19 protein-coding genes, 1 pseudogene and 1 riboswitch are annotated in these 24700 nt (G+C 73.6%); of the genes and pseudogenes, 10 read left to right on the top strand and 10 right to left on the bottom strand.

Going from position 1 to position 24700, the window contains the following annotated elements; all coding sequences use genetic code 11:
- The 3 genes from WIS52_RS07460 to WIS52_RS07450 are packed head-to-tail and all read right to left on the bottom strand — an operon-like array spanning position 1 to position 4405.
- The gene (locus WIS52_RS07460; protein WP_349297403.1) at positions 1–843 is read right to left on the bottom strand and encodes a siderophore-interacting protein; all 843 of its coding nucleotides are present in this window, start codon (positions 841–843) and stop codon (positions 1–3) included.
- Positions 840–2588 (bottom strand): ABC transporter ATP-binding protein, encoded by a 1749-nt coding sequence (locus WIS52_RS07455; protein WP_349297402.1) that lies wholly within the window; start codon positions 2586–2588, stop codon positions 840–842. Before WIS52_RS07455 ends, WIS52_RS07460 begins: the two co-directional genes overlap by 4 nt.
- Entirely contained in the window at positions 2585–4405 is a 1821-nt protein-coding gene (locus tag WIS52_RS07450) for an ABC transporter ATP-binding protein (protein WP_349297401.1), read from the bottom strand. The genes WIS52_RS07455 and WIS52_RS07450 overlap by 4 nt, the downstream gene beginning before the upstream one ends.
- 80 nt (positions 4406–4485) lie before the next feature.
- Between WIS52_RS07450 and WIS52_RS07445 the strand changes: the two genes are divergently transcribed.
- The gene (locus tag WIS52_RS07445) at positions 4486–5151 is read left to right on the top strand and encodes a TetR/AcrR family transcriptional regulator (RefSeq protein ID WP_349297400.1); all 666 of its coding nucleotides are present in this window, start codon (positions 4486–4488) and stop codon (positions 5149–5151) included.
- Positions 5152–5161: 10 nt separating this feature from the next.
- On the opposite strand, the gene WIS52_RS07440 is transcribed toward WIS52_RS07445, so the two are convergent.
- Positions 5162–6142 carry a DUF6925 family protein gene (locus WIS52_RS07440; protein ID WP_349297399.1) on the bottom strand — a complete coding sequence of 327 codons (981 nt, stop codon included), beginning with the start codon at positions 6140–6142 and terminating at the stop codon, positions 5162–5164.
- A gap of 85 nt (positions 6143–6227) precedes the next feature.
- On the opposite strand from WIS52_RS07440, the gene WIS52_RS07435 reads away from it, so the two are divergent.
- A complete protein-coding gene (locus WIS52_RS07435) occupies positions 6228–6350 on the top strand; it encodes a hypothetical protein (RefSeq protein ID WP_349297398.1) in 123 nt (40 codons plus the stop codon).
- Here the strand turns inward: WIS52_RS07435 and WIS52_RS07430 are convergent, their stop codons facing one another.
- From WIS52_RS07430 to WIS52_RS07415, 4 genes are read right to left on the bottom strand one after another with little or no spacing between them, the layout of a single operon-like run.
- Entirely contained in the window at positions 6351–7139 is a 789-nt protein-coding gene (locus WIS52_RS07430; RefSeq protein WP_349297397.1) for an ABC transporter permease, read from the bottom strand.
- A gap of 56 nt (positions 7140–7195) precedes the next feature.
- Positions 7196–8143 carry an ABC transporter permease gene (locus WIS52_RS07425; RefSeq protein ID WP_349297396.1) on the bottom strand — a complete coding sequence of 316 codons (948 nt, stop codon included), beginning with the start codon at positions 8141–8143 and terminating at the stop codon, positions 7196–7198.
- A complete protein-coding gene (locus tag WIS52_RS07420; protein WP_349297395.1) occupies positions 8140–9663 on the bottom strand; it encodes an ABC transporter substrate-binding protein in 1524 nt (507 codons plus the stop codon). The genes WIS52_RS07425 and WIS52_RS07420 overlap by 4 nt, the downstream gene beginning before the upstream one ends.
- A gap of 31 nt (positions 9664–9694) precedes the next feature.
- Complete coding sequence (locus WIS52_RS07415; protein ID WP_349297394.1) at positions 9695–10624, bottom strand: LysR family transcriptional regulator; 930 nt, start codon at positions 10622–10624, stop codon at positions 9695–9697.
- A gap of 114 nt (positions 10625–10738) precedes the next feature.
- Between WIS52_RS07415 and WIS52_RS07410 the strand changes: the two genes are divergently transcribed.
- Both WIS52_RS07410 and WIS52_RS07405 read left to right on the top strand, forming a co-directional pair.
- Complete coding sequence (locus tag WIS52_RS07410) at positions 10739–11875, top strand: mandelate racemase/muconate lactonizing enzyme family protein (RefSeq protein WP_349297393.1); 1137 nt, start codon at positions 10739–10741, stop codon at positions 11873–11875.
- Positions 11876–11906: 31 nt separating this feature from the next.
- Positions 11907–13283: an Nramp family divalent metal transporter gene (locus WIS52_RS07405; protein ID WP_349297392.1), complete on the top strand. Its 1377-nt coding sequence runs from the start codon at positions 11907–11909 to the stop codon at positions 13281–13283.
- Between the two features lie 69 nt (positions 13284–13352).
- Here WIS52_RS07405 and metE read toward each other — a convergent pair.
- A pseudogene (gene metE / locus WIS52_RS07400) lies at positions 13353–15631 on the bottom strand (5-methyltetrahydropteroyltriglutamate--homocysteine S-methyltransferase).
- Between the two features lie 168 nt (positions 15632–15799).
- Positions 15800–16019: riboswitch (cobalamin riboswitch) on the bottom strand.
- Positions 16020–16254: 235 nt separating this feature from the next.
- Between metE and mdo the strand changes: the two are divergent.
- From mdo to mftM, 4 genes are all read left to right on the top strand, one after another.
- On the top strand, positions 16255–17547 hold the full coding sequence (gene mdo / locus WIS52_RS07395) for an NDMA-dependent methanol dehydrogenase (protein ID WP_349297391.1): 1293 nt from the start codon (positions 16255–16257) through the stop codon (positions 17545–17547).
- Between the two features lie 131 nt (positions 17548–17678).
- Positions 17679–18947: an AAA family ATPase gene (locus tag WIS52_RS07390; protein WP_349297390.1), complete on the top strand. Its 1269-nt coding sequence runs from the start codon at positions 17679–17681 to the stop codon at positions 18945–18947.
- A 13-nt stretch (positions 18948–18960) separates the two neighbouring features.
- Positions 18961–20502, top strand: coding sequence for a VWA domain-containing protein (locus tag WIS52_RS07385; RefSeq protein WP_349297389.1), 1542 nt, complete (start codon positions 18961–18963; stop codon positions 20500–20502).
- Positions 20499–21209, top strand: a complete 711-nt coding sequence (gene mftM / locus WIS52_RS07380; RefSeq protein WP_349297388.1) for a mycofactocin oligosaccharide methyltransferase MftM — start codon at positions 20499–20501, stop codon at positions 21207–21209. The genes WIS52_RS07385 and mftM overlap by 4 nt, the downstream gene beginning before the upstream one ends.
- Before the next feature lie 14 nt (positions 21210–21223).
- On the opposite strand, the gene WIS52_RS07375 is transcribed toward mftM, so the two are convergent.
- Positions 21224–22384: a DUF418 domain-containing protein gene (locus tag WIS52_RS07375; protein ID WP_349297387.1), complete on the bottom strand. Its 1161-nt coding sequence runs from the start codon at positions 22382–22384 to the stop codon at positions 21224–21226.
- A gap of 231 nt (positions 22385–22615) precedes the next feature.
- Between WIS52_RS07375 and WIS52_RS07370 the strand changes: the two genes are divergently transcribed.
- The gene (locus WIS52_RS07370; RefSeq protein WP_349297386.1) at positions 22616–23896 is read left to right on the top strand and encodes a sensor histidine kinase; all 1281 of its coding nucleotides are present in this window, start codon (positions 22616–22618) and stop codon (positions 23894–23896) included.
- On the top strand, positions 23893–24531 hold the full coding sequence (locus tag WIS52_RS07365) for a response regulator transcription factor (protein WP_349297385.1): 639 nt from the start codon (positions 23893–23895) through the stop codon (positions 24529–24531). Before WIS52_RS07370 ends, WIS52_RS07365 begins: the two co-directional genes overlap by 4 nt.
- The last annotated feature ends 169 nt before the right edge of the window (positions 24532–24700 follow it).

The following is a 24700-nucleotide window of genomic DNA, read 5'->3' as shown; positions in this document are numbered from 1 at the left end:
TCACCCGTGGGCCTGCTCGGTCGCGTCCGCCACGTCCTGCTCGGTCGGGGCGTCGTCCTGGGTGAGCTCACGGCGCCAGTACCCGGTGAAGGCGACGGCCCCCCGATCGATCCCACGCTCGTCGACCAGGTGCCGGCGCACCGCCCGCACCGCGGACGCCTCGCCGGCGACCCAGGCGAACACCGGCCCGTCCGGGAGCCGCACCTCGCGGACGGCCTCGAGCAGCACACCGGTCCCGCGGTGCACCCAGTGCACGTCCACCCCGGCCGCGGAGGCGAGCGTCTGCTCCTCGGCGGGCCCGGACACCTCGACGACCGCCACGGCGCACATCCCGGCCGGCAGCGTCTCCAGGATCGCCCCGATCGCGGGCAGCGCCGTCTCGTCACCCACCAGCAGCCGGACCGGTTCGTCCGACGGCATCCGGTACCCGGCGATCGCGGGCCCCAGCACGCCGACGACGTCGCCGATCCCCGCCCGGGCCGCCCACCGGCTCGCCGGACCGCCGTGCCCGGAGTCGGGGTGCACCACGAAGTCCACCGTCATCCGGCCGGCGGCGGCGGCGAGCGCGCGGACCGTGTAGGACCGCATCCACGGCCGCCGGTCCTCCGGCACGGCGAGGTAGCGGGCGTACCAGCCGGCGACACCGCTCCCGTCCTCCGGCGGCGGCGGGATCTCGGGGATCCCGCCGTCCCGGGCGAAGAACAGCTTCACCTGCTGGTCCGGCGCCACCTCGACGACTCCGACCAGGTCGTCGGATTCGAGAGTGATCCGGCGCATCCGCGGGGTCAGCGGCTCGACACCGGTGACCCGGCACACCGCGTACCCGGGCAGTTCCTGGCTCACATCGCCTCCTCGGCGGTCGCCCTCAGCCGCCAGCCGCGGGCGCGGCGGCGGGTCTCCCGGAACGCGGCGTAGCGCCCGCCGCGGGCCAGGAGCTCGTCGTGGGTGCCCTGCTCGACGACCCGGCCGCCGTCGAGCACGACGATCCGGTCGGCGGCGGTCACGGTGTCCAGCCGGTGCGCGATCACCAGCACCGTCGAGCGCCGGGCCAGCGCCCGCATGGAGTCGGTGAACACCCGCTCGTTCTCCGGGTCCAGCGCGGCGGTGGCCTCGTCCAGCAGCACCACGTCGGCGTCCTTGAGCAGCGCGCGGGCGATCGAGACCCGCTGGCGTTCCCCGCCCGACAGCGAGGTGCCGCCCTCACCGACCCGGGTCGCCCAGCCGTCGGGCAGCCGCTCGACGATCTCCGTGACCCCGGCCAGCCGGGCCGCCTCGGCGAGCTCCGTCGCGCTCGCCCCGGGCCGGCCGAGACGGACGTTCTCCTCGAGGGTGCCGTCGAACAGGTAGACGTCCTGGAACACCAGCGCGAGCTGGGCCATGAGGTCCTCGGTGGTCTGGTCGCGGACGTCGGCCCCGCCGACCCGGACGGTGCCGGACCCGGTGTCGGCGAACCGGGCGATCAGCCGGGTCACAGTGGTCTTGCCGGACCCCGAGGCACCGACCAGGGCCAGCGTCGAGCGGGGCGGGATCGTCAGCGACACCTCGCGCAGGAGGGGCGTGTCCGGGTCGTAGCCGAACGTCACCCGGTCCAGCTCGACCGTCCCCGGTGCCGGGCGCGGAGCCGACGCGGCGGGTTCGGGCAGCGGCGGCTCGGAGAGCACCGCGACCAGCCGGCGCAGGTCGTTGCGCGCGATCCGGACGACGCCGGCGTGGTCCCCGACCTCGGCCAGCGGGCCGGTGAACCGGGCGGCCAGCGCGACCAGCGCGACCATCCGGACCGGGTCCAGCGCGCCGCCCAGCGCGAGGTAGGCGCCGGTGAGGATCAGCGCACTGAACGCGACCTGGACGGCGAACCCGCCGGCCACGATCCCCGCGGTGGCCAGCCACACGGACCGGCGCCCGGCCCGCTGCTGCGCGGCGATCGCCTCCTCCAACGGCGGGTGGCCGGCGGTGCCGCGCCCGAAGGCACGCAGCACCCGCTGGGTGCGGGCGAACTCGACGACCCGGTTCCCGGCGACGACGGCGGCGGCGTCGTCCAGCTCGTCGCCCCGGCCCACCCAGCGGGCGGCGCGGGTGAAGGCCAGGTACAGCAGCGGGACGCAGACCAGCGTCGCGAGCGCGAGCCGCCAGTCGAACAGCAGCATCGCCAGCACGATCGTCGCCGGGGTCGCGATCGCGACCACCAGCGGCGTCATGAGGTGCGCGAACAGGCCGGCGACCATCATCGTGCCGCCGGTGACCAGCCGGGACAGCCGGCCCACCCGCTCGCCGGAGAACCAGCCCAGCGGCAGCGACGACACGTGGTCGCCGAGCCGGGCGTGCATCGTCTCCAGCACGACCAGCGCGACGGCGAACCCGCGCATGGCCTGCACGTGGTAGACCACGCACGCGGCCGCGACCGCGACCAGCAGCACCCCGGTCCAGGCCCACGCCCCGGCCGTGTCCCCGGCGAGCAGGGCCTCGAGGAACGGCACCAGCAGCACCGTCGCGACCCCCTGCAGGACGCCGAACGCGATCACCCAGGCCAGGTAGCGGTACAGCCGGCCGCGGTGCGCGGGCCCGAGGATCAGCAGCAGGTCGGCGATCATCGGTCGTCCCCCGTCCGGTGGGCGGCCCACATCGCCGCGTAGCGGCCGGCGGCACCGGACAACGCCGTGTCGAGCAACGCCGTGTGGGTGCCGGACTCGACGATCCGGCCGTCGTCGACGACGGCGATCCGGTCGGCGCCCGTGATGGTCGAGAGCCGGTGGGCGACGACGAGCACGGTGCGGCCGCGGGCGAGCACGGACAGCGCGTCCTGGATCTCGGCCTCGGACTCCGGATCGGCGAACGCGGTCGCCTCGTCGAGTACGAGGACGGGCGTGTCGGCCAGCAGCGCGCGGGCGATCGAGACGCGCTGGGCCTCCCCGCCCGAGAGCAATGCGTCCTCGCCGACGACCGAGTCGTAGCCACGCGGGAGGTCGAGGACCCGGTCGTGGATCCGGGCCGCCCGGCAGGCCGCGTGCAGCTCGCCGTCGCTCGCGTCGGGCCGGCCGAGCCGGACGTTCCCGGCGACGGTGCCGTGCAGCAGCGCGACGTCCTGCAGCACGAACCCGACGTGCCGGTAGAGCACGGCCGGGTCGATCTCGCGGACGTCCACCCCGCCGATGCGTACGGAACCGGCGGTGACGTCGTGGAACCGCGCGACGAGCGTGGCCAGCGTCGTCTTGCCGGCCCCGGACGGCCCGACCAGCGCGGTGACCGTCCCCTCCGGACAGTCGAGGTCGACGCCCCGGATCACCTCGGAGCCGTCGGCGTAGGCGAACCGGACCCCGGCGAGCTCCACCCGGTGCCCGGCGGGCTCGCGCGGTCCGGCCGGGACCGGCAGCACCGGGGTGGCCAGCAGCGCCTGGATGCGGAGGGCGGCCGCAGCGGCCGTCCGCCGGTTCGACGCCCCGAACCCGAGCGCGGTGACGGTCGTCGGCACGACCATCGCGACCAGGATCCCGGTCATCGCCTCGACCGGGGTCACCCAGCCGGCGCCGACGAACCAGGCCACCCCGGCGCAGGAGGCCAGCAGCACCACCGGTGCCGAGATCGCCATCGTCGCGAACGCCTCGACCTGCAGCATCGGGCGGACCCACTCGGCGTAGAACCGGCCGAAGTCCCGGGCCGCGTCGGCGTAGCCGCGGTGCGCCCGGCGGGCCTGGCCGAAGGTCTTGACCACCGCGATGCCGGAGACGAACTCGACGACGGCCGAGCTGATCCGGGCGTTGCCGGCGTTCATCTGGTCGACCTTCTCGGTGTACCCGCGCATCATCCACGCGTATGCCGCCGCGTAGCACGGCAGCGTGACCAGTGCGAGCAGCGCGAGCCGCCAGTCCAGCCAGGCCAGGTAGCCGACACCGGCGATCGGCAGCGTCCAGGCCGCGACCCACTCGACGGGATGGTGCGCGACGGCCTGGTGGAGGTCGTGCACGTCGTCCTGGGCGCTCTTGCGGACCACCCCGGAGGAGCGTTCGGAGAACCAGCCGAGCGGGACCCGGCCGAGGTGGGCGACCATCCGGCGGCGCAGGTCGGCCTGCAGCCGGACGTCGGCGAGATGGGTCAGTGCGAGCCCGGCGCCGGTGATGGCGCCCCGGGCACCGAGCCCGGCGACGATCAGCCAGACCGCGCCGAGGACGGCACCTCGGTCGACCGGCCCCGGTTCGAGCAGCGTGCCCGCCAGCCCGGCCAGCGCGACGAACGGGACCAGCCCGGCGACGGCACCGATCCCACCGAGCACCCGGGCGAGCCGCAGGGTGCCGGCGACCGGGCGGCACAGCTCGGCCAGCGCTGCGGCCTCGGCCCGGCCGCGGGCCCTCGGATCGGCCGGTTCCGGCTCGGTCGCCGGCACCGGCGCGCGGGTCTCGGTGGTCGCGGACACGCGGACTCCCGTCGTCGAATTAGGTAAACCTTAGCTATCCATGAACGTGATTCGCAATCCTCGTGACGTACGGTTCGCAGGTGCCGACGACACCGGACGCGCGGGCCGGGCGACGGCCGGGGCCCAAGCCGCGGCTGACCCGGGACGAGATCGTGGAGGCCGCCGTCGCGGTCGGGGTCGACCGGCTGTCCGTGGCGGCGGTGGCCGACCGGCTCGGGGTCGCCCCGGGCACGCTGTACCGCTACGTGGGCGGCCTCGACGAGATCGCCACCGCGGCCGTCGCCCTGGTCCTCGCTCGCACGCCGCTGTCTCGTGTGGATGGCGGGTGGCGGGCCTTCCTGGAGGCCGAGGCGGCGCTGAGCTTCGACACGCTGCTGCGGCACGCCGCCCTGGTCCGGGATCTCGACTCCGATCTCGGCGCTGTCGCGGCCGACCGGATGCAGCGGATCATCGCGGTGCTGCGCGCGGCCGGGTTCGGGCTCGGCGCGGCCACCCGGGTGGCGGACGCGGTGCTCGACATCGTCGCCGACGGCGTGCACCAGACCCACTGGGTGAACGACGGGCACGGCGAGCTCACCGGACCCGCGCGGACCTACCTCGCGACGCTCGAGGAGCCGCTGCGCGGGTCGGTGGCTGCGATCATGAACGCCCCGCGGGCGCACGTGCTGGACAAGGTCGCCCTGGTGCTCGACGGCGTGGAGCACCGGCGCACAGGCGGCCACGAGGGATACGCCGACATCGAGTGATCGCCGGTGATCACCCGGCGTTGCGGTCGCCAGCCGGGTCGAGCAGGTCCGGCTCCGGGGCGGCCCGGCCCCGCCAGGCGGCGAGCACGCCGGGGTCGGCACCGGTGTGGGCCAGCACCCGGAGCGCGACGGCCTGCGCCGCCCGCCCGGCCGGACCCGACGGCCGCGGTCCCGGCTCCTCGCCCGCGACGACGGCCCGGGTCACCTCGGCGGTGACGGCCTGCTGGTCCGGATCCCCGAAACGCTCGAGCAGCCGGTCGAACGCGGCGAGCCGGGCCGGGTCGAAGGGACGCGGACGCCCTGCGAGGTCTGTCAGCGGGTGCGCCGGGTAGAGGTGCGCGCAGGGCAGGTAACCGTCCGGGACCGGGACGGTGGCGGCGTGCGTGCGCCCGGACCGGAGGATGTCCGGCAGCAGGTGGGTGTGCGGTCCGTCCGGGGAGCGGCCGTCCGGTGCGGGGATCGCGGCGTGGACCTCGACCCGGCCGACCGCCGTCGTGAACACCCGGTGCGGGCCGGCCGCCACCAGGGTCGCGGTCAGTGCCCCGTCGAGCGGCCCGCCCTCGGCGGCGCGCAGCACGGCGAGCAGCTCCGGGTCCGCGGTCCGTACGCAGACGTCCACGGTGGACGTCCCGAGGCCCAGGTCGACGAGCACGGCCTCCCGGTCGGCCGCGCGCAGCGCCTCGCCATCGGGCCCGAGGACGGTGACGGCGGTCCGGGTCGCCCGGCGGGCCCCGGTGACCGGCAGACACAGCGCCACGGCGTGGTTCCAGTGATCGCCCGGACCGACCGGGGTCCGGTAGGCGACCGGCCGCAGCCCCTCCGGTGACGTCAGGCGGATGCCGCCGCGGTCCGTCAGGACGGTGCCCGGACCGGTCTCCGCGGGCTCGTCGGCGAGCCGGACGAACTCGGCGATCGCGCCGGGGGCACCCATGCTCCACCCCGTCCCCGGGTCGGCCAGGTGATCGGTCAACAGCTCCGCGACTCCGGTCATGCCCGCACCCTGCCCTCTCCGTCCGGAGGGTCGACACCCGCCCGGCCCTGTTGCACATTGCTTGCAGTTGTCCCGAGGAGGCGTCATGGAGGAGCACCCGCACGACGGCCAGGAGTGCGCCGGCTGCGAGTGGGAGCGGCGACCGGAGGCCTTCCGCTGGTTCCCCGAGCTCGGCCCGCCGCTGGACGTCGAGAACCGGGCTGCCTGATCACCAGGGACCGGTCCGGTCCCACCGGCGTCCCCACGACAGGGCCGTCCCGGCGGTCAGGACCACCGCGACCGAGGGCACGAGCACCACATGGGGCGCGGTGAACAGGTACTCACGGCCCTCGGCCACCATCGCGCCCCACTCGGCGGTCGGCGGCTGGATCCCGAGACCGAGGAACGAGAGCCCGGACACGGTCAGCAGCGTGCTCGCGAACCGCACGCAGGCGTGCGCCGCGAGCGGCGGGACGAGGTTGCGGCCGACGTGGTGGACCAGCACCCGGACCGGCCCGGCCCCGAGCGCCACGGCCGCCGTCACGTAGTCGCGGCCCCGTTCGGCGCGCACGAGCAGGAAGGTCTGCCGGGCGAACGGCGTCCAGGCGATCGCGGTGACCGCGACCAGCAACGACGCCGTGCCGGGTCCGAGTGCCACCGCCGCGACGAGTCCGAACAGGACCACCGGGATCGCCGCGAGCACGTCGACGAGCCGCATGAGCAGCCGTCCGGGGCCACCGGTCGCGGCGGCGAGCATGCCCACCGCCACCCCGGCTACGCCGGTGGCCAGCACGGCGAACAGGCTCAGCCCGATCGTCAGCCGTCCACCGTGGACCAGCCGCGCGAGCACGTCGCGGCCCAGCTGGTCGGTTCCCAGCGGGTGCGACGACGACGGCCCGGCGAGCAGGTCGGCGAAGTCCGCGCGGTCGGGCTCGGGCAGCAGCAGCGGCCCGATGAGCAGGACCAGCGCGACGACGACGATGGCGGCGGCGGTCCCGATCCGCACCGTGCCGGCCACCGCCGGTGGCGTGACCGCCGTCCGGGGCGCAGCGCCCGCCGCCCGCCGGCCCGCCCTCACCGCACTCCCTCCGCCGTGCGCTGCACCGGGTCCAGCGAGACGGCGAGCACCTCGACGAGCACGCCCGCGAGCACCGCGACCGTCACCACCAGCAGCGTCCCGGCCTGGATCACCGGCAGGTCCTGCGCCGTGACGGCCTGGTGCAGCGTCCGTCCGAGGCCGGGGATCCCGAAGACCACCTCGACCACGACGGACCCGCCGAGCAGCCCGGCGACCAGCATCCCGGACAGCGCCGTCACCGACGTCGTCGCGAGCCGGGCGCCGTGCCGCCACAGCACCGCCTGCTCCCCCAGTCCGCGCGCCCGTGCGGCGCGGGCGTGCGGGCGGGCGAGCGCCCCGGCCGTCTCCACCCGGACCAGCTGTGCGGCCAGCGCCCCCGGATAGGCCGCCAGGGTCAGCACGGGCAGCACGAGGTGCTCCGGCCCGCCCCAACCGACGGCGGGCAGCGCACCGAGCCCGACCGCGAAGACCAGCACCAGCCACGGCGCGAGCACGAACTCCGGCACCGCGACGCCGGCCACCGTCGCACCGCCGAGGAACCGGTCCAGCAGCCCGCCGGGGCGGCGCGCGGCGTACACCCCGGCCGGGATCCCCGCCGCGGCCGCCACCGCGAGCGCGAGCAGGGCGAGCAGGCCGGACACCGCCGCCGCGTCGCCGACCTGCTCGGCCACCGGGGTCCGGGACACGTAGCCGAGGCCGAGGTCGCCGCGCAGCACGGTGCCGACCCAGCGCAGGTACTGCTCCACGACGCCGTCGTCCAGGCCCAGTTCCGCCCGCACCCGTGCCTCGGTGGCCGGGTCCGGCACCGCGTCGGCGGTGCGCGCGCGCAACAGCGCGCGGGCCGGGTCCACGCCCGTCGTCCTGGGCAGTACGAACACCAGCACCGAGGCGGCGAGCAGGACCGGCGGGACGACGAGCAGCCGCCGGAGCAGCAGGCGGATCACCCCGTGGGCGTCAGCTGCGGCAGGACCGGGCGGATCTGCAGCGGGTCGGGGACGAACCCGGTGGCGCCGCGCAGTACGGCGGTGTTGAGCGGGTGCACCAGCATGACGCCCACCGCGTCCTCGGTGAGCAGGCCGGCGGCCTCGGTGAACATCCGCTGCCGCTGCTCGGGATCGGCGGTGCGGTTGAGCTCCGCGATCAGCGCGTCGTAGTCCGGGTCGCAGTACTGGTCGATCGCGTAGCTGCCGTCGCAGGTGTAGTCCGAGGTCAGGGTGCTCGCGGCGTCCGGGAAGTCGGAGAGGTAGCTGCGCGAGTTGAGGAACATGTCGTAGTCCCCGGCCAGCACGTCGGGCTCCTGGGCCTCGTAGCTGCCGACGGTCACCTCGACCCGCACCCCGGCCTCGGCGAGCATCGCCTGGATCGCGTTGGCCAGGGTCGGCAGCTCCGGCCGGTTCGGGAACGTCCACAGCCGCACCGTCAGGGGGTTCTCCGGGCCGTAGCCGGCCTCGGTGAGCAGTCGCCGGGCCTGCTCGACGTCGGCACCCGGAGGCGGGGCGGTCGCGCCCCACGGCACCGCGGTGCCGAACAGGTCGGCGGCGGGCGCCGCACCGCCGGCGAGCACCTGGCCGGCCAGCACCGGCCGGTCGATCGCCGCGGTCACGGCCCGCCGGACCCGCACGTCGGAGAACGGCTCCGCGGACTGGTTCAGCTGCAGCGGGACCGTCCGGGCCCCCGCGTACTCGATCACCTCGGCGCCGGCCGAGCGGACCTGCTCGAGCTGTGCCCCGGGCAGTCCCTCGGCGAACTGGACGTCGCCGGCCTGCACGGCGAGCGCGCGGGCCTGCGGGTCCTCGACGTAGCGGACCGTGACCCGGGCGGCGCCGGCCGGCTCGCCCCAGTAGCCGTCGAACCGGGTGAGCTGCGCCGACGCGGCCCCGTCGACCTCGGTCAGCACCAGCGGTCCGGTGCCGCTGCGCAGGTAGTCCGGAGCACCGCCGCCGGCGTAGGCGGCCGGGGCGAGGATCCCGAGGTTGCCGCTGGACAGGCGCAGCGGCATCACCGGGTCCGGCTCGGTCGTGGTGATCCGGACGGCGTCGGGCCCGTCGGCCTCGATCGCGAACCCGATGTCGGCGATCGCTCGCGGGGGTGCCTCGACGCCGGCCACGTAGCTCAGGGCGGTGACCACGGCGTCCGGGGTCAGCGGGGTCCCGTCGTGGAAGGTGACGTCCGGCCGGAGGGTGAACCGCCAGGCGTCGCCGTCCTGCTCCCACTGCGTCGCCAGCAGCGGGGCGGGACGGGCCTCGTCGTCCACCGTGGTCAGGGTCTCGACGGCGCCGAGCGACTGGAGACGGGCGCCGTCGTCGGCGTCGAAGGCGTAGTCCGAACGGGGCGGGAACTGCAGCGCCACCGCCAGCTCGCCGTCCAGGTCGGGACCGTCACCTCCCCCGGGGGCGGCGCCGCATCCGGCGAGGACCAGGGCGAGCGCGACGACCGGCAACCGGCGGCGGAGCGTGGGGAGCACAGCGCACTACAACATCTGATGAGTTGTTCAATCAATGTGACGGTGCCCCTGCCCCCAGGACGGTGCAGCCGGGCGGGACGGGGAAGCCGGCCGCGTAGTCGATGAAGATCTTCGCCTGGCGCGACGGCGGCGTCAGGCACGGCACGAACAGCGCCACGTCGCGGACCGCGATCGGGTCGTCCACCACGGTCACGTGCAGCCCGTCGGTGCCCGCGGTGCGCAGCCCCAGCAGGGTCGACACCCCGACGCCCAGGCCGGCGCGCACCAGCGCGACGAGCGAGTGCGGGTGGCTGACCTCGTAGGCGATGTTCGTCGTCCCCATCGACGACCAGAACGGGTGGGCCAGCAGGCCGCCGGGCAGGAACCGTCCGGTGACGATCAGCGCGGCGCCGGCCAGCTCGGCCCGGCGAACCGGCCCGGGCCGCGCGGCCAGCGGATGGCCGGGCGTGACGACGGCCTGGAACGGCTCCCGCCACAGCGGATGGGCCCGGAAGCGCGCCTCGGGCAGTGGCGGCGTCGTCTGTCGCAGGAAGCAGTCGAGCTGGCCGTTCTCCGCCGCGACCGGCAGGTCGGTGCCGCCCATCTCGACGAGCTTGACCTCGACCAGCGGGTGGTCGGCCCGGAACCGGGGCAGCAGCTCGGCGAGGAAGTTCGTCGTCGCACTCGAGTACGTGCCCACCCGCACGCTGCCGGTGATCACGTCCGAGTCGGCCCGCACCCGGTCCCGCAGCTCCGCGGCGAGGGTGATCATGCGCCGGGCGTCCCCGGCCAGGATCTCGCCGGGACCGGTCAGCCGGGCCGGACGGTGGCCACGGTCGAACAGCTCGACACCGAGCGAGCGCTCCAGCGAGCGGACCGTCTCCGACACGGTCGACTGCGAGCAGAACGAGCGCTCCGCGGCCGACTGGAAGCTTCCCGCGTCGACGACCGCCAGGAAGATCTCCAGCTCCCGGATCTCCATGCGCCCGACAATATCGATGATCCCGATGATTTGTATGGAGAACATCGCCTGGTGCGATCTCCTGGCCGCTCCTAGCGTCCGATCGAGCCAGACGGAACGGACACCGGAGTTCAGATGAGCATCATCAAGTCGGTCACCACCCTCACCACGTCGGTCCCGCTGCCGGCGCCGGTCGGCTTCTCGAGCCGCACGGTCACCCGCCGCGAGTACACGCTGGTCCGGATCACCACCGAGCAGGGCGTCTCGGGGATCGGGTTCTGCTACCCCGGTCACGCCGCAGCCGAGCTGTCGACCATCGCGGTACGGGATCTGCTCGGCCCGCTGCTCGTCGGTGAGGACTGCGCCGACATCGAGCGACTCTGGAACCGGATGTACCAGGAGGCGCTGCTGCACGGCCGGACCGGCTCGGTGATGCGCGCCCTGTCGGCGATCGACATCGCGCTGTGGGACGCCAAGGCCCGCGAGGCGGGCCTGCCGCTGCACAAGCTGCTGGGCGGGCACGCCGACCGTGTCCCGGCGTATGCCAGCGGCGGCTACTACCTCGACGGCAAGGGCCCGGACGGGCTCGCCCGGGAGCTCGCCGGCTACGTCGAGGCCGGGTTCACCGCGGTGAAGATGAAGATCGGCCGGCTGGACCACCGCGGCGAGCTCGACCGGCTCGCCGCGGCCCGGGAGGCCGTCGGCCCGGACACGCTGCTGATGCTGGACGCCAACAACGCCTTCTCGGACCTGCCCACCGCACTGCGCGCGGTGCGGGCCTGGGAGCGTTTCGACCCCTACTTCGTCGAGGAGCCGTTCAGCCCGGACGACATCACCAACCACGCCCGGCTGGCCGCGCGGGTCGACGTCCCGATCGCGACCGGCGAGATCGAGGCCGGCCGGTGGCGCACCCGGGAGCTGCTGGAGCAGGGCGGGGCGATCATCCTCCAGCAGGACGCCGCGGTCTGCGGCGGGATCTCCGAGCTGCAGAAGATCGCGCACACGGCGTCGTCGTACGGGGTGACGCTCTGCCCGCACTGGTTCCACGACGTGCACGCACCGGTGGCCGGGGCGTTCTCCAACGTCCGGTTCGTCGAGTACTTCCCGCACAACGACGTCTTCAACTTCGGCGACCTGGTGGACCGGCAGCTGGTGGTGGACGGCGGCGAGCTCGTCCTGCACGACGCGCCCGGCCTCGGATTCTCCTTCGAGGAGGACGCCGTCGCCCGCTTCGCGCACACCGACTGGACCGCCGCCGAACTGCGGGACTGACCCCCGCCCACCGCACAAGGAGGTGCACCCGATGTCCACCGACGCGTACACACTCGACGCCGCGGACGTGCAGGATCCGCCGCGCACCCTCGCCGGGAAGCTGCGCTACCTCGGCCCCGGGATGCTGATCTCGGCCAGCGTCGTGGGCGCCGGCGAGCTGATCCTCACCACCACGCTCGGCGCGCAGGCCGGGTTCGTCCTGCTGTGGATGGTGATCCTGGCCGCCACGGTCAAGGTGTGGGTCCAGCTGGAGCTCGCGACCTGGACCATCCTCACCGGCCGGACCGCCATGGAGGGTTACAACCGGATCGGGCCCCGGCGCCGCGGCGTCGGCTGGATCATCGCGGTCTGGGTGATGTCGGACATCCCGCGGCTGCTGCAGCGCGGCGCCCTGATCGGCGGGGCCGCGGCGGCCGCCAGCATCCTGCTCCCGCTGTGGGGCGAGTCGCTGAGCCGCACCTCGCTCGTGCTGTGGACGGTGCTGCTCACCGCCGCCGTCGTCGCCGTCCTGGTCGCGAACCGCTACGCGCTGATCGAACGGATCGCCACCTACGCGGTCTTCGGCTTCACCGTCGTCACCGTGTTCCTCGCGGTGATCCTCCCGACCACACCCTTCGGCTACGGGCTCGGCGACATCGCCTCCGGGCTCACCCTGACGATGCCGGTCGGCCTGCTGGGGATCGCGATCGCCATGTTCGGGATCACCGGCATCGGCGCGGACGAGATGACCAGCTACAGCTACTGGTGCCTGGAGAAGGGCTACGCCCGCTGGACCGGCGAGGACGACGGCAGTCCCGAACGGCGGGCCCGCGCGCACGGCTGGATCTCGGTGATGCGCCTCGACGTCCTCGTCTCCTGGGCGGTGACGACGGTCTGCACCCTGAGCTTCTTCGTGATCGGCGCGGCCGTGCTGCACCCGCAGGACCTGGTGCCGCAGGGGAACGAGGTCATCTCGACGCTGTCCCGGATGTACACCGACACCCTCGGCCCGTGGGCGGAGCTGATGTTCGTCGGTGGCGCGCTGGTCATCCTGCTCTCGACGGTGCTCGCGGTCGGGGCGAGCGTGCCCCGGCTGTGGTCGAACGTGCTCGGCATCATCGGGCTGATCGACTTCCACGACGCCCGCCAGCGCGCCCGCGCCATCCGGATCCTGTCGGTGCTGGTCCCGTCGCTGTGGGCGGTGTCCTACCTGGTGGTCCAGTCCCCGGTGCTGATGCTGCAGATCGGCGGGACGGCGTCGGCGCTGTTCCTGGTCGCGATCGTGATCGCGGTCTGGAAGCTGCGCTACACCGACGTCCCCGCCGAGTTCCGCAGCAACCACGTGTTCACGGTCGCGCTCGCCTTCAGCAGCGCCGCGATCCTCGCGCTGGGGATCTACATCTTCCTGGACACGTTCGGGTTCCTGTGAGGCGCTGCGCACCTGTGAGTACTTTTCGTGGCCAGGGCCACGAAAAGTACTCACAGGCGGCGGAGCCGCCTACCGCACCCGGCGGGCGGCGGCGACCAGATTGGTCAGCGCCGCGACCGTCTCCGGCTCGCCCCGGGTCTTGAGCCCGCAGTCCGGGTTCGCCCAGAGCCGGTCGGAGCCGATGTGCCCCAGCGCCGCGGTCAGCTGGGTGGTCAGCTCGTCGACGTCGGGCACCTCCGGCGAGTGCACGTCGTAGACACCGGGCCCGAGCCCGCGCGGGACGCCCGGACCGAGGTCGGCCAGCACCTCCATCCGGGAACGGGCCGCCTCGACGGTCGTGACGTCGGCGTCCAGCCCGTCGATCGCGCCGACGACCTCACCGAACTCCGAGTAGCACAGGTGGGTGTGGATCTGGGTGGCGTCGGTGACCCCGCCGGTGGCCGTCCGGAACGCGTCGACCGCCCAGTCCAGGTAGGCCTTCCGGTCCCGCTCGTGCAACGGCAGCAGCTCGCGCAGCGCGGGCTCGTCCACCTGCACGATCCGGATCCCGGCCCCCTCCAGGTCGACGACCTCGTCGCGCAGCGCCAGCCCGACCTGGCGGGCGGTGTCGCCGAGTGGCTGGTCGTCACGCACGAACGACCAGGCCAGGATCGTGACCGGGCCGGTGAGCATGCCCTTGACCGGCTTGTCCGACAGCGACTGCGCGAACTCCGCCCAGCCGACGGTGATCGGCTCGGGCCGGGACACGTCGGAGTGCAGGATCGGCGGGCGCACGCAGCGGGAACCGTAGGACTGGACCCAGCCGTGCTCGGTGGTGGCGAAGCCGTCCAGGTGCTCGGCGAAGTACTGGACCATGTCGTTGCGCTCGGGCTCGCCGTGCACCAGCACGTCGAGGCCGATCTCCTCCTGGAGCCGGACCACGCGGACGATCTCGGTCCGCATCCGCTCGGCGTAGGTGTCGGCGGTGATGGTGCCGGTGCGGTGCGCCGCCCGGTCCTTGCGGATCTGCGCGGTCTGCGGGAACGACCCGATCGTCGTCGTCGGGATCTCGGGGAGGCCGAGAGCCTCCCGCTGCGCCTTCGCCCGGACGTCGGCGACCCCGCGGCGGTAGTGGTCGGTCCCGAGCTCGGCGAGCCGGGCACGTACGTCGTCGTTCCTGCGGGTGGTCTCTGCGACCCGGCGGCGGGTGCCCGCCGCCGCGTCGAACTCCGCCGACACCGCCGGGCGTCCCTCGTGCAGTGCCCGGCCCAGCAGCACCACCTCGTCGACCTTCTGCCGCGCGAACGCGAGCATGTCGGTCACCCGGGCCGGCAGCGCGGTCTCGGCCGACAGGTCGTAGGGGACGTGCAGCAGCGAGCAGGACGTCGAGACCTCCACCCGGCCGGCGACGCCGACCAGCCGCAGCGCGGTGACCAGCGCGGCGTCCAGGTCGGTGCGCCACACGTTGCGGCCGTCGACGACGCCGGCGAGCACGAGCTTGCCGCCGAGCCCCTGCACCCCGTCGATCCCGTCCAGATCGGACCGGCCGGCGACCAGGTCCAGCGCGAGTCCTTCGACCGCGGTCGACGCCAGCGCCGGCAGCGCGCGGCCGAGCTCGCCGAAGTAGGACGCGACCAGGATCTTCGGCCGGCGCGGGGCGGAGGCGAGCCGGTCGTAGGCCTTGCGCAACGCCGCGACCTCCTCGGACGTGCGGTCGGCGGCGAACGCGGGCTCGTCGAGCTGGACCCACTCCGCGCCGGCGTCGGCGAGCTCGGCCAGCAGGTCCCGGTAGACCTCGACGAGCGGGCCGAGCAGGTCGAGCGGGCGGAACCTCTCGGGGGCGTCGCCGGCCGGCTTGGACAGCAGCAGGAAGGTCACCGGTCCGACCAGCACGGGCCGGGTCGTCACCCGCAGCGCAGGGCCTCGCGGAACTCCTCGAGCGCCTTACGGCTGACCGGGGCCAACCGGGTCGCCGGCCCGACCTCGGGGACCAGGTAGTGGTAGTTGGTGTCGAACCACTTGGTCATCTCGCAGGCCGGGGCGCCGGGGCGGCCGCGGGCCATCGCGAACAGCCGCTCCAGCGGGTCGCCGATGCCGGCGAACCGCTCCGGGACCGCGTTCACCGCCAGCGCGGTGTCCAGCACGTGGTCGTAGAACGAGAACGTGTTGCCCGGGACCTGCCCCAGGCCGGCGTCGCGCAGCCCGGACCAGGTGTCGCGGCGCAGGCCCGCCGCCGTCGCGTGCAACGCCGACGCGTCGCTGCGGCCCGCCCAGAACGCCTCGGTGGCGCGCTTGAGCTCCCTGTTCGGCCCGATCCGGGGCCAGCCCAGCACGGTGCTGCCGGTACTCGATACGGACGAAGTCGTCACGGCTCTCTCCTCGCGAGCGCGGTGTGTGGTCCGCGGCCACACGCGAGGAGCGCACCGGCACGGCCGGGCTGTCACCGTCCACACCGGACACACGACGTCCGGCGGGCAGGGGTGGTGCCCGGTCGTCCGCACGGCCCTCCCGCGAGGCCTCGGACCCGCGTGCACCGGCCGGTGCACGCACCGGCGGCAGGTCTTCGGACTCGCGGGCCCAGGCGCTTCGCGGAGCCGCCTGCCTACTGGCCGTCGCTTCCCGGGATCGTTCCCAGTGCTGTTGACGGCGGTCGTTCCCACTCACCGCTGCGGGGCAGTCCCGGATTCACACCGGGTTCCCTCTTGCCTCGCGCCGGCCCCGTCGGGACCGCCGCGAACCGTCGGCGTACCCGACCCTAGATCAGGTACGGCGAACCGGCCAGGCACGTGCTTGCCATTGGATGCTTGTTGCCATATGTTGGCAGAACCTGTCGGGTCACCCGATCGGGGTCCGACCTGACCCTGTCCCCCTCCGGTCGGAGGGGTCTCCTGCCCGGACCTCCGAGGGGTAATCGGGATCATCCCTGTGCCTGGCGCCACAGCAGTCCTAGCGTGCGGAACCGACCCATCCGCCTGCCTCAGAAAGGGCTGACATGCAGGTAGACGAGCTGCTCAAGCCGTTCCCCATCAAGGAGTTCCACCCGTTCCCCCGGGCGCTGCTGGGTCCCGGCTCGCACGAGCTGATCGGTCCGGAGGCCCTCAAGCTGGGCTTCAAGAAGACCCTGGTGATGACGTCCGGCCTGCGCGGCACGGACATCGTCAACAAGATCGTCGAGTCGATGAAGTACCACGGCCTCGAGGTCGTCGTGTACGACAAGGTCGAGTCCAACCCCAAGGACTACAACGTCATGGACGCTGTGGGCCTCTACCAGCAGAACAACTGCGACTCCTTCGTCTCGATCGGCGGCGGCTCGTCACACGACGCCTGCAAGGGCGCCCGCGTCTCGGTCGCCCACGACGGCCGCAACGTCAACGAGTTCGAGGGCTTCAACAAGTCCGAGAACCCGGCCAACCCGCCGCACATCGCCGTCTCCACCACCGCCGGTACCGGCTCCGAGACGTCGTGGGCCTACGTCATCACCGACACCACGACCGACCCGGACAACCCGCACAAGTACGTGGCGTTCGACGACGCCTCGGTCACCACCCTGGCGATCGACGACCCGGTCCTCTACTACGACTGCCCGATCGACTACACCGCGCAGTGCGGCTTCGACGTGCTCGCGCACGCCTCCGAGCCCTACGTGTCCCGGCTGAACTTCCAGCCCTCGCTGGGCAACGCGCTGCACGCGATCAAGCTGACGTCCCAGCACCTGCGCGCCGCGGTGTGGAACGGCCAGGACCTCCCCGGCCGTGAGGGCATGATGTACGCGCAGTACATCGCCGCCCAGGCGTTCAACTCCGGTGGCCTCGGGATCATCCACTCGATCTCGCACGCGGTGTCGGCGTTCTACGACACCCACCACGGGCTGAACAACGCCATCGCGCTGCCGCGGGTGTGGGCGTTCAACATGCCGGTCGCCTACGAGCGGTTCGCCGACATCGCCGAGGCGATGGGCATCGACACCGCCGGCATGACCAAGCCGCAGGCCGCCGACGCCGCGCTCGCCGCGTCGATCCGGCTGCTGCGCGACGTGGGAATCCCGGAGAAGTTCGCCGACGTCACCAAGGACTCGTACTCGAAGAACCGGCTGGGCATCGGCCCGACCAAGTTCTACGAGAACGCCGGCACCATCGTCGGTGACGAGGCCGACGTCGACCGGATCACCAACCACGTCCTGGGCGACGCCTGCACGCCGGGCAACCCCAAGGAGTGCACCTTCGAGACGGTCCGCCCGGTCGTCGAGCACTCCATCAACGGCGATCTCGACGATCTCCTGACCTGATCGTCGAAGTCAGTACGTCTCGTTCGCACCAGCGGGCCCAGTCATCCGAGGGGATACTCGGGTGGGTGGGCCCGCTGGCTGCGTGCCCGTGACGCACCAGAGCCGGTGCGTCCAGCGAAGGAGATCTGAGCGTGTCCGAGGCTGTCGTCCCCTCTGCATCCGAAGCGGTCACCGCGATCGGCGAGGGTGGCCCGTTCGAGTCCGTCGACCAGGTGATCGAGGCGCTGCGCGAGCAGGGCTACATCGCCGACACCCGCCTGGCGACCACCGTCTTCCTGCTCACCCGGCTGGACAAGCCGCTGCTGCTGGAGGGACCGGCCGGAGTCGGGAAGACCGAGCTGGCGAAGATGCTCGCGCTGGCGACCGGCCGCCGCCTGCTGCGCCTGCAGTGCTACGAGGGCCAGGACGAGACCAAGGCGCTGTACGAGTGGGACTACGGCAAGCAGCTCATGTACACCCAGATCCTGCGCGAGAAGATCGGGCAGGTCGTCGAGGACGCCCCCGACCTGGCCACCGCCGTCGAGCGGATCGGTGCCCAGGAGAGCGTGTTCTTCTCCGAGCGGTTCCTGGCCCCGCGCCCGCTGCTGGAGGCGATCCGGTCCGAGCAGCCCACCGTGCTGCTGATCGACGAGGTCGACCGGGCCGACGAGGCCCTGGAGGCGGTGCTGCTGGAGACGCTCGGCGAGTACCAGATCTCGGTCCCGGAAGTCGGGACCTTCACCGCCACCCAGCGGCCCTACGTGCTGCTGACCTCGAACAACACCCGTGACCTGGCCGCCGCGCTGAAGCGCCGCTGCCTGCACCTGTTCCTGGACTACCCGTCGGCCCAGCGCGAGCTGGAGATCGTGCGCTCGAAGAAGACCGGGCTGTCCGACCAGCTGGCCGAGGAGCTCGTCAACGTCGTGCGCGGGCTGCGCGAGCTGGAGCTGCGCAAGGCCCCGTCGATCTCGGAGACGATCGACTGGGCACGCACCCTCGCGGTGCTCGGAGTGGACGAGCTGAACTCGCAGATCCTCTCCGACACCGTCTCGGTCGTGGTCAAGTACGACAAGGACGTCAAGAAGGCGCTCGACGCGATCCCGAACCTGGTCGACCCGAACGCCGTCGTCACCGAGCACGGGCACGGTCATGGGCACGGCCACGGACACGGTCATGGCCACGACGGCGACCACACGCACCCCGCCGACGAGCCGGCGACCCGCCCGGTGCGCACCGACGACGCGGACGACGGCGACGTCGACGGTCGCGCGAAGCGGGCCGCGAAGGACCAGGCCGGACGGCACGGCGGCATCTACGGTGGTCTGCCCGGCGGGTCGGCCCCGCCGCCGTCGCCGGTCCGGACGGTGACACCGGGCCAGGGGTCGCGGTCGTTCGGCGGCACCCGCAAGCGCCCGATCTGAGCCGGGGGCACGCGTGGAAGCGAGCATCCACCGCTTCGTCCGGCTCCTGCGGATCCGGTCGGTACGCATCTCGGTCTCGGAGGCGCTCGACGCGATGGCCTGCGCCGCCCAGCCCGGCGTGCTCGCCGACAAGGCGGTGCTCAAAGCGGCGCTGAGGGTCGCGCTGATCAAGGACCGGCGCGACGAGGCGACCTTCGACGAGGTCTTCGACCTGTTCTTCTCGCTGGTCCGGGTCGGGGAGGCGGAGACCGGGCACGGCCACGGGCACGGGCACGGCGACATGTCCGACGACACCCCGCTGCAGAACTTCACGCTGTCCGAGGAGCCGTCGGAGAAGCCGCAGGAGGGCCACGACCACGGCGCGCCGGTCGACATCCGGGACTACTTCGACCCCGAGGACCTGGCCGAGCAGTACAACCTGCACCAGGAGGCCAACAAGATCGATCTGGCGTCGATGACCGATGAGATCGTGCTCTCCAAGGAGCAGGCGGAGGACGTCTCAGAAGGGCAGCGGGTGCAGATCGAGACCGACCGGTTCTCCGGCGGCGGGCTGCCGGGTGACATCTCCCAGCAGCAGGGCACCCAGGTCGACGCCGACCTGTCGGTGGCCCAGCAGGACGCGCTGCTGGGCTGGCTCAACTCGGAGGAGGACACGCTCTCCGAGGCCGAGAAGGGCACCGAGGACGACGCGGCGGCGCTGCGGCGGCGGCTCACCGGGGTGCTGGACAACCTGCCCGAGCTGCTCAAGGCGCACCTGGAGAAGCTGCTCGAGATCGAGCAGCGGATCGTCGAGGGACACGACGACGCCGAGCGGGTCGCCGAGGTCGACCGGGCCTCGGAGGCCGAGCGGATGCAGCTCGAGGAGTCGCTGCGCCGGCTCGCCAAGTCGCTGCACGGGGCCCTGACGCACCGCCGGCGGGTGTCCCCGCGCGGGCGCATCGACTCGGCCCGGACCATGCGCAGGAACATGCGCTACGACGGCGTCCCGTTCACCCCGGTGACCGTGCAGCGCCAGGAGGACAAGCCCCGGCTGGTGGTGCTGGCCGACGTGTCGCTGTCGGTGCGCGCGACCGCCCGGTTCACCCTGCACCTGGTGCACGGCCTGCAGGACCTGTTCGGGCAGGTCCGCTCGTTCGCGTTCGTCGCGGACCTGGCCGAGGTCACCGACCTGTTCGCCGACCACCCCGTCGAGCACGCGCTCGGGCTGATCTTCGGCGGGGACCAGCTCGACGTCGACGCGAACTCGAACTACGGGCTGGCGTTCGGGCAGTTCCTGGAGGACCACGGCTCGGCGGTCACCCGGCGGACCACCGTGCTGGTCCTCGGCGACGGGCGCGGGAACGGAAACGACCCGAACATGGAGGCGTTCGTCGAGATCACCCGCCGGGCCCGGGAGACGATCTGGCTGACCCCCGAGCCGCGCTACTCGTGGGGCCTGGGTCGCTGCGACCTGCCGGCCTACGCCGAGTACTGCGACCGGGTCCGGGTGGTGCGCGACCTGTCCGGGCTGGAGACGACGACCAACGAGATGGCCGGGGAGCTGATCGGCCGATGATCGGGACCGACCGCCTCAGCAACGATCTCGCCGGCTGGCTGGACCGCACGCTCGTCGCGCCCGGGCTGCTCCCGGCGGACCGGTTCGAGGAGGCGTTCGTCGCCTGCGTCGCGAGCGCGGCGAAGGATCCCGAGTCCCCGGACGACGCGTGGCTCGCGTTCTACCGGAACACCCTCGACGCGCTGGCCGGCGAGCCCGAGCCGGGCGGCACCAACGCCGAGATGGCCCCGGTGCACGCCCGCGCCCGGTCGCTGGTCGTCGGCGACGACGTGCTGGAGCTGGGCTGCTGCTTCGGGTTCCTGTCCCTGCAGCTCGCCCGGGACGGGCACCGGGTCACCGCCACCGACCTCACCGGCGGCACCGTCGACCTGCTGACCCGGGTGGCGCCGCAGCTCGGCGCGGACCTGGAGACGCACGTCGCCGACGCCCGCGCCGTCGCGTTGCCGGACGGGTGCGCGGACACCGTGTTCGCGGTGCACCTCATCGAGCACCTGCCCGAGCCCGAGGGCGACGAGGTCGTCGCGGAGATGCTGCGGCTGGCCCGGCGGCGGGCGGTCGTCGCCGTGCCGTTCGAGGACGAGCCGAACCCGGCCTGGGGCCACGTCCGGACCTTCGACGCGGGAGTCCTGCACCGGGTCGGCGAGCGCACCGGCCGGCGGTTCACCGTGACCGAGCACCACGGCGGGTGGCTGGTTCTCGACCTCTGAACGGGGGCCGGTCGTCACCCGGTCACCGGCGAGGCTCGCCGGCGCAGCAGGGCGTGCGTCACCGCCTCGAGGGGCCCGCGGTCGTGGCGGCGCAGCCAGGCGGTCGCGCCGAGCGCCGAGAGCAGCAGCACCGCCGCCCAGACCCCGGCGATCGCCGCGGTGCGGGCCGGGGCGTGGACCGTCGCGAGCGCGGAGGCCAGGCCGAACCCCCAGGGGTGGAACAGCACCCCGGCGACGACGTTCTGCCCGACGTAGCAGGTCATCGCCGTCCGGCCGATGGCGGTGAGTGAGCCTGTGAACGAGCCGTCGGCGCCGCGCCCGCGCCGCGCCCGTCCGGCCGGGCCGCGCACCCGCAGCAGCACCGCCGGCACCAGCCCCAGCAGGCCGGCCGCGACCAGCGGCGCCACCAGGTAGCGCTCGACGAACAGCCACTCCGGGCCGGCGAGCACGGTGACCACGTTCAGCACGACGCCGAGACCCCCGACCACCACCAGCCGGCGGCGGATCCGGGTACCGGCGCCGTCGTCGTCGAACAGCCCGGCCCGCAGCAGCGCGGAACCGGCCAGGAACAGCACCACCGCCGACGGCACGATGAACAGCAGCTCGGCCCGGTACAGCAGCGGCTCGGTGAGCCGGACCCACACCTGGCCCGTCCAGGTCGGCGGGTACGGCGGCTCGTCGTCCGCCGACAGGTCCGCGGTCAGCACGAGCACGGCGGTCACCGCGCCGACCAGCAGGACCACGAAGCCGCCGGCGAGCACGCCCGCCGTGATCCGCACCGCGCGGGACCGCCCGACCAGCCACGCCACCAGGACCGACGCGATCGCGTAGCCCATCAGGACGTCGAACTCGAAGATCAGGACGTAGTGCAGCAGCCCCTCGGTGAACAGGATCGCGGCCCGCGCGAGGTAGCGGCCGGGCCAGCGCATCCCGCGCCGCACCGCGGACCGGTACTGCAGCTCCATCCCGATCCCGAAGAGCAGGGTGAGCAGGGCCAGGAACTTCCCGTTGGACAGGGCCAGCAGGACGTCGTCGACCCACCAGCCGCCGGCGAACCCGCCGAGCACCGCGCCGGGGCCGCGCGGGTCGGCGAACACCCAGACGTTGGTGGCGAACGTCCCGGCGATCGCGATGCCGCGCAGGACGTCCGGGGCGGCGAGGCGATCACCGGCCACGTGCGGCCTCCCGGTCGCCGGCGCCCGGGAACACGGTCGCCCACCCCGTCACGAGCCGGGACCGGGCTCGGCGGCTCCGATCGATGACCGGCAGCGGCTCGGCCCGCAGCGCATTGCCCATGCCGGTCGATCATGCCCGGGCCGGACGGATCGGGCGTCCGGCGGGCGACCGATCCGGGGGTACCTCCTTCGACCGACGCGGCGGCGTCCGCGCCGTGCTGGGATGGCGGGGTGATCCGTCACCTGGAACGGCGTTCCCCGCGCGTGCGGTTCGCGGTCCAGGACGCCGGGATCGCGATGACCTACCTCGTCTGCGGGCTGCTCGTCGTCCGTGTGGTCCCGGAGGTCCGGATCAACTGGGAGCACCCGGACACCGGCCCGTCGGTCGCGACCGTCGTCGTACTCGTCGTGGGGTGCGCCGCGGTGCTGCTGCGCCGGACCGCCCCGGTCACCGGGCTCGTCGTCGCCACGGCGACGCTGGTCACCGGGCTGCTCCTGCTCGACCGGTCCGAGCTCGGGAACGTGCTGGCCTTCGCCGATCTCCTCTACTGCGCCGTGCTCCACACCCCGCGACGGACGGCGTGGCGCGTCTCCGGCGTCGTGGCCGCGGCGGTGGCCGCGATCGCGCTGTCGGTGCTCGTCACGGCCGGTGGCCGGTTCGCGCTGCTCAGCCTGATCAACCTGTTGCTGCTGGTCGCGATCCCGCTGGTCTGGGGCCTGGAGGTGCGCCGCTACCGCGAGCTGGCCGAGGCCGAGCGGGCTCGCGCCGCGGAGGCCGAGCAGGCGGCGGCCCGGGAGCGCGACGCGGCGATCGCGGCGGAGCGGGCGCGGATGGCCCGGGACCTGCACGACGTCGTGGCGGGGCGGTTGTCGGCGATCGCGCTGCAGTCGGAGGCCGCCCTGCAGCCCGGCGCCGATCCGGAACTCGTCCGGCGCGTGCTGGGTACCGTCCGCGGGTCCGGGGTCACCGCACTGGGCGAGATGCGGACCATGATCGGGCTGCTCCGCAACGGCGGACCCGAGGACCCGCCGGAGGCGCCGGCCCGGCTCGCCGAGCTGGGCGACCTGGTGATCGGCGCCCGGCAGGCGGGTCTGGCCGTCCGGTTCGACGACGAGCGCCCGCCGGACGCCGCGATCCCCGCACCGGTGGAACTGGTCGGGTACCGGGTCGTGCAGGAGTCGCTGACCAACGCCGCCAAGCACGCGCCCCGGGCGGACGTGGACGTGCGCCTGGCGGTACGGGCCGCAGCGACTCCCGGCCGAGTGGCACACGACGTGACCCGCGACGCCTCCTCCGGACACGGGACGTGCCACTCGGACGTTCTGGTCATCGAGGTCCGCAACGGCCCCGGCCGGACCGCGACCGCGGGGCCGGGGCTGCACGGCGGCACCGGGCTGGACGGCCTGCGCGAGCGGACCCGCGCCGTCGGCGGGACCCTGCGGGCCGGCCCGGACCACGACGGCTGGCTGGTCCGGGCCGAGCTCCCGACCGGCGAAGGATGCCTGCGATGAACATCCGCGTCGTGGTCGCCGACGACCAGGAGGCCGTCCGCACCGGCCTCGTCATGATCCTCTCCTCGGTGCCCGACATCGAGGTCGTGGCCGAGGCCGGGGACGGGCTGTCCGCGGTGCGCGCGGCGGCCGAGCACCGTCCGGACGTCGTGCTGATGGACATCCGCATGCCCGGGATCGACGGCATCGAGGCGACCCGGCGGATCCTGGCCGAGGGCTCGGCCCAGGTCCTCGTGCTGACCACGTTCGACCTCGACGAGCTCGTCGACGGTGCGCTGGCCGCGGGGGCGGCCGGGTTCCTGCTCAAGTCGGTCGACGCGCCCCGGCTCACCGAGGGGGTGCGCGCGGTGGCCCGCGGGGACGGCGTCCTGGCCCCGGAGGTGACCCGCCGGGTGATCAGCCGCTACGCCGGGGAGCCCCGCCCGTCGTCGGTGCCGGGGCTCGAACTGCTCACCGCCCGGGAGGCCGACGTCCTCGCCGGGCTCGGGAGAGGACTGTCCAATGCGGAACTCGCGGCGGAGCTGGTGATCTCCGAGGGGACGACGAAGACACACGTCTCCCGGATCCTGGCCAAGCTGGGCCTGCGCTCACGCACCCAGGCCGCGATCGCCGCCCAGGACGCGGGCCTCAGCTGATCCCATCCGCCCCTCTGGCCCCACCCACCCCATCCGCCCCCGCACTCATGACTGTGAGGGTGGATGGGCCGGTCCAAAGATGATGGGCTGGTGACAGAGGCGGCGGGTGTGGCCCGACTCATGACTGACCTGTGTGTCTTTCGAGCGACTTGCCCACCTGCTGCTTCTG

Source organism: Pseudonocardia nematodicida, from assembly GCF_040105385.1.
Taxonomy (GTDB): domain Bacteria; phylum Actinomycetota; class Actinomycetes; order Mycobacteriales; family Pseudonocardiaceae; genus Pseudonocardia; species Pseudonocardia nematodicida.
Note: the sequence above shows the minus strand (reverse complement) of the source record. Positions and strands in the feature narration are given on the sequence as shown.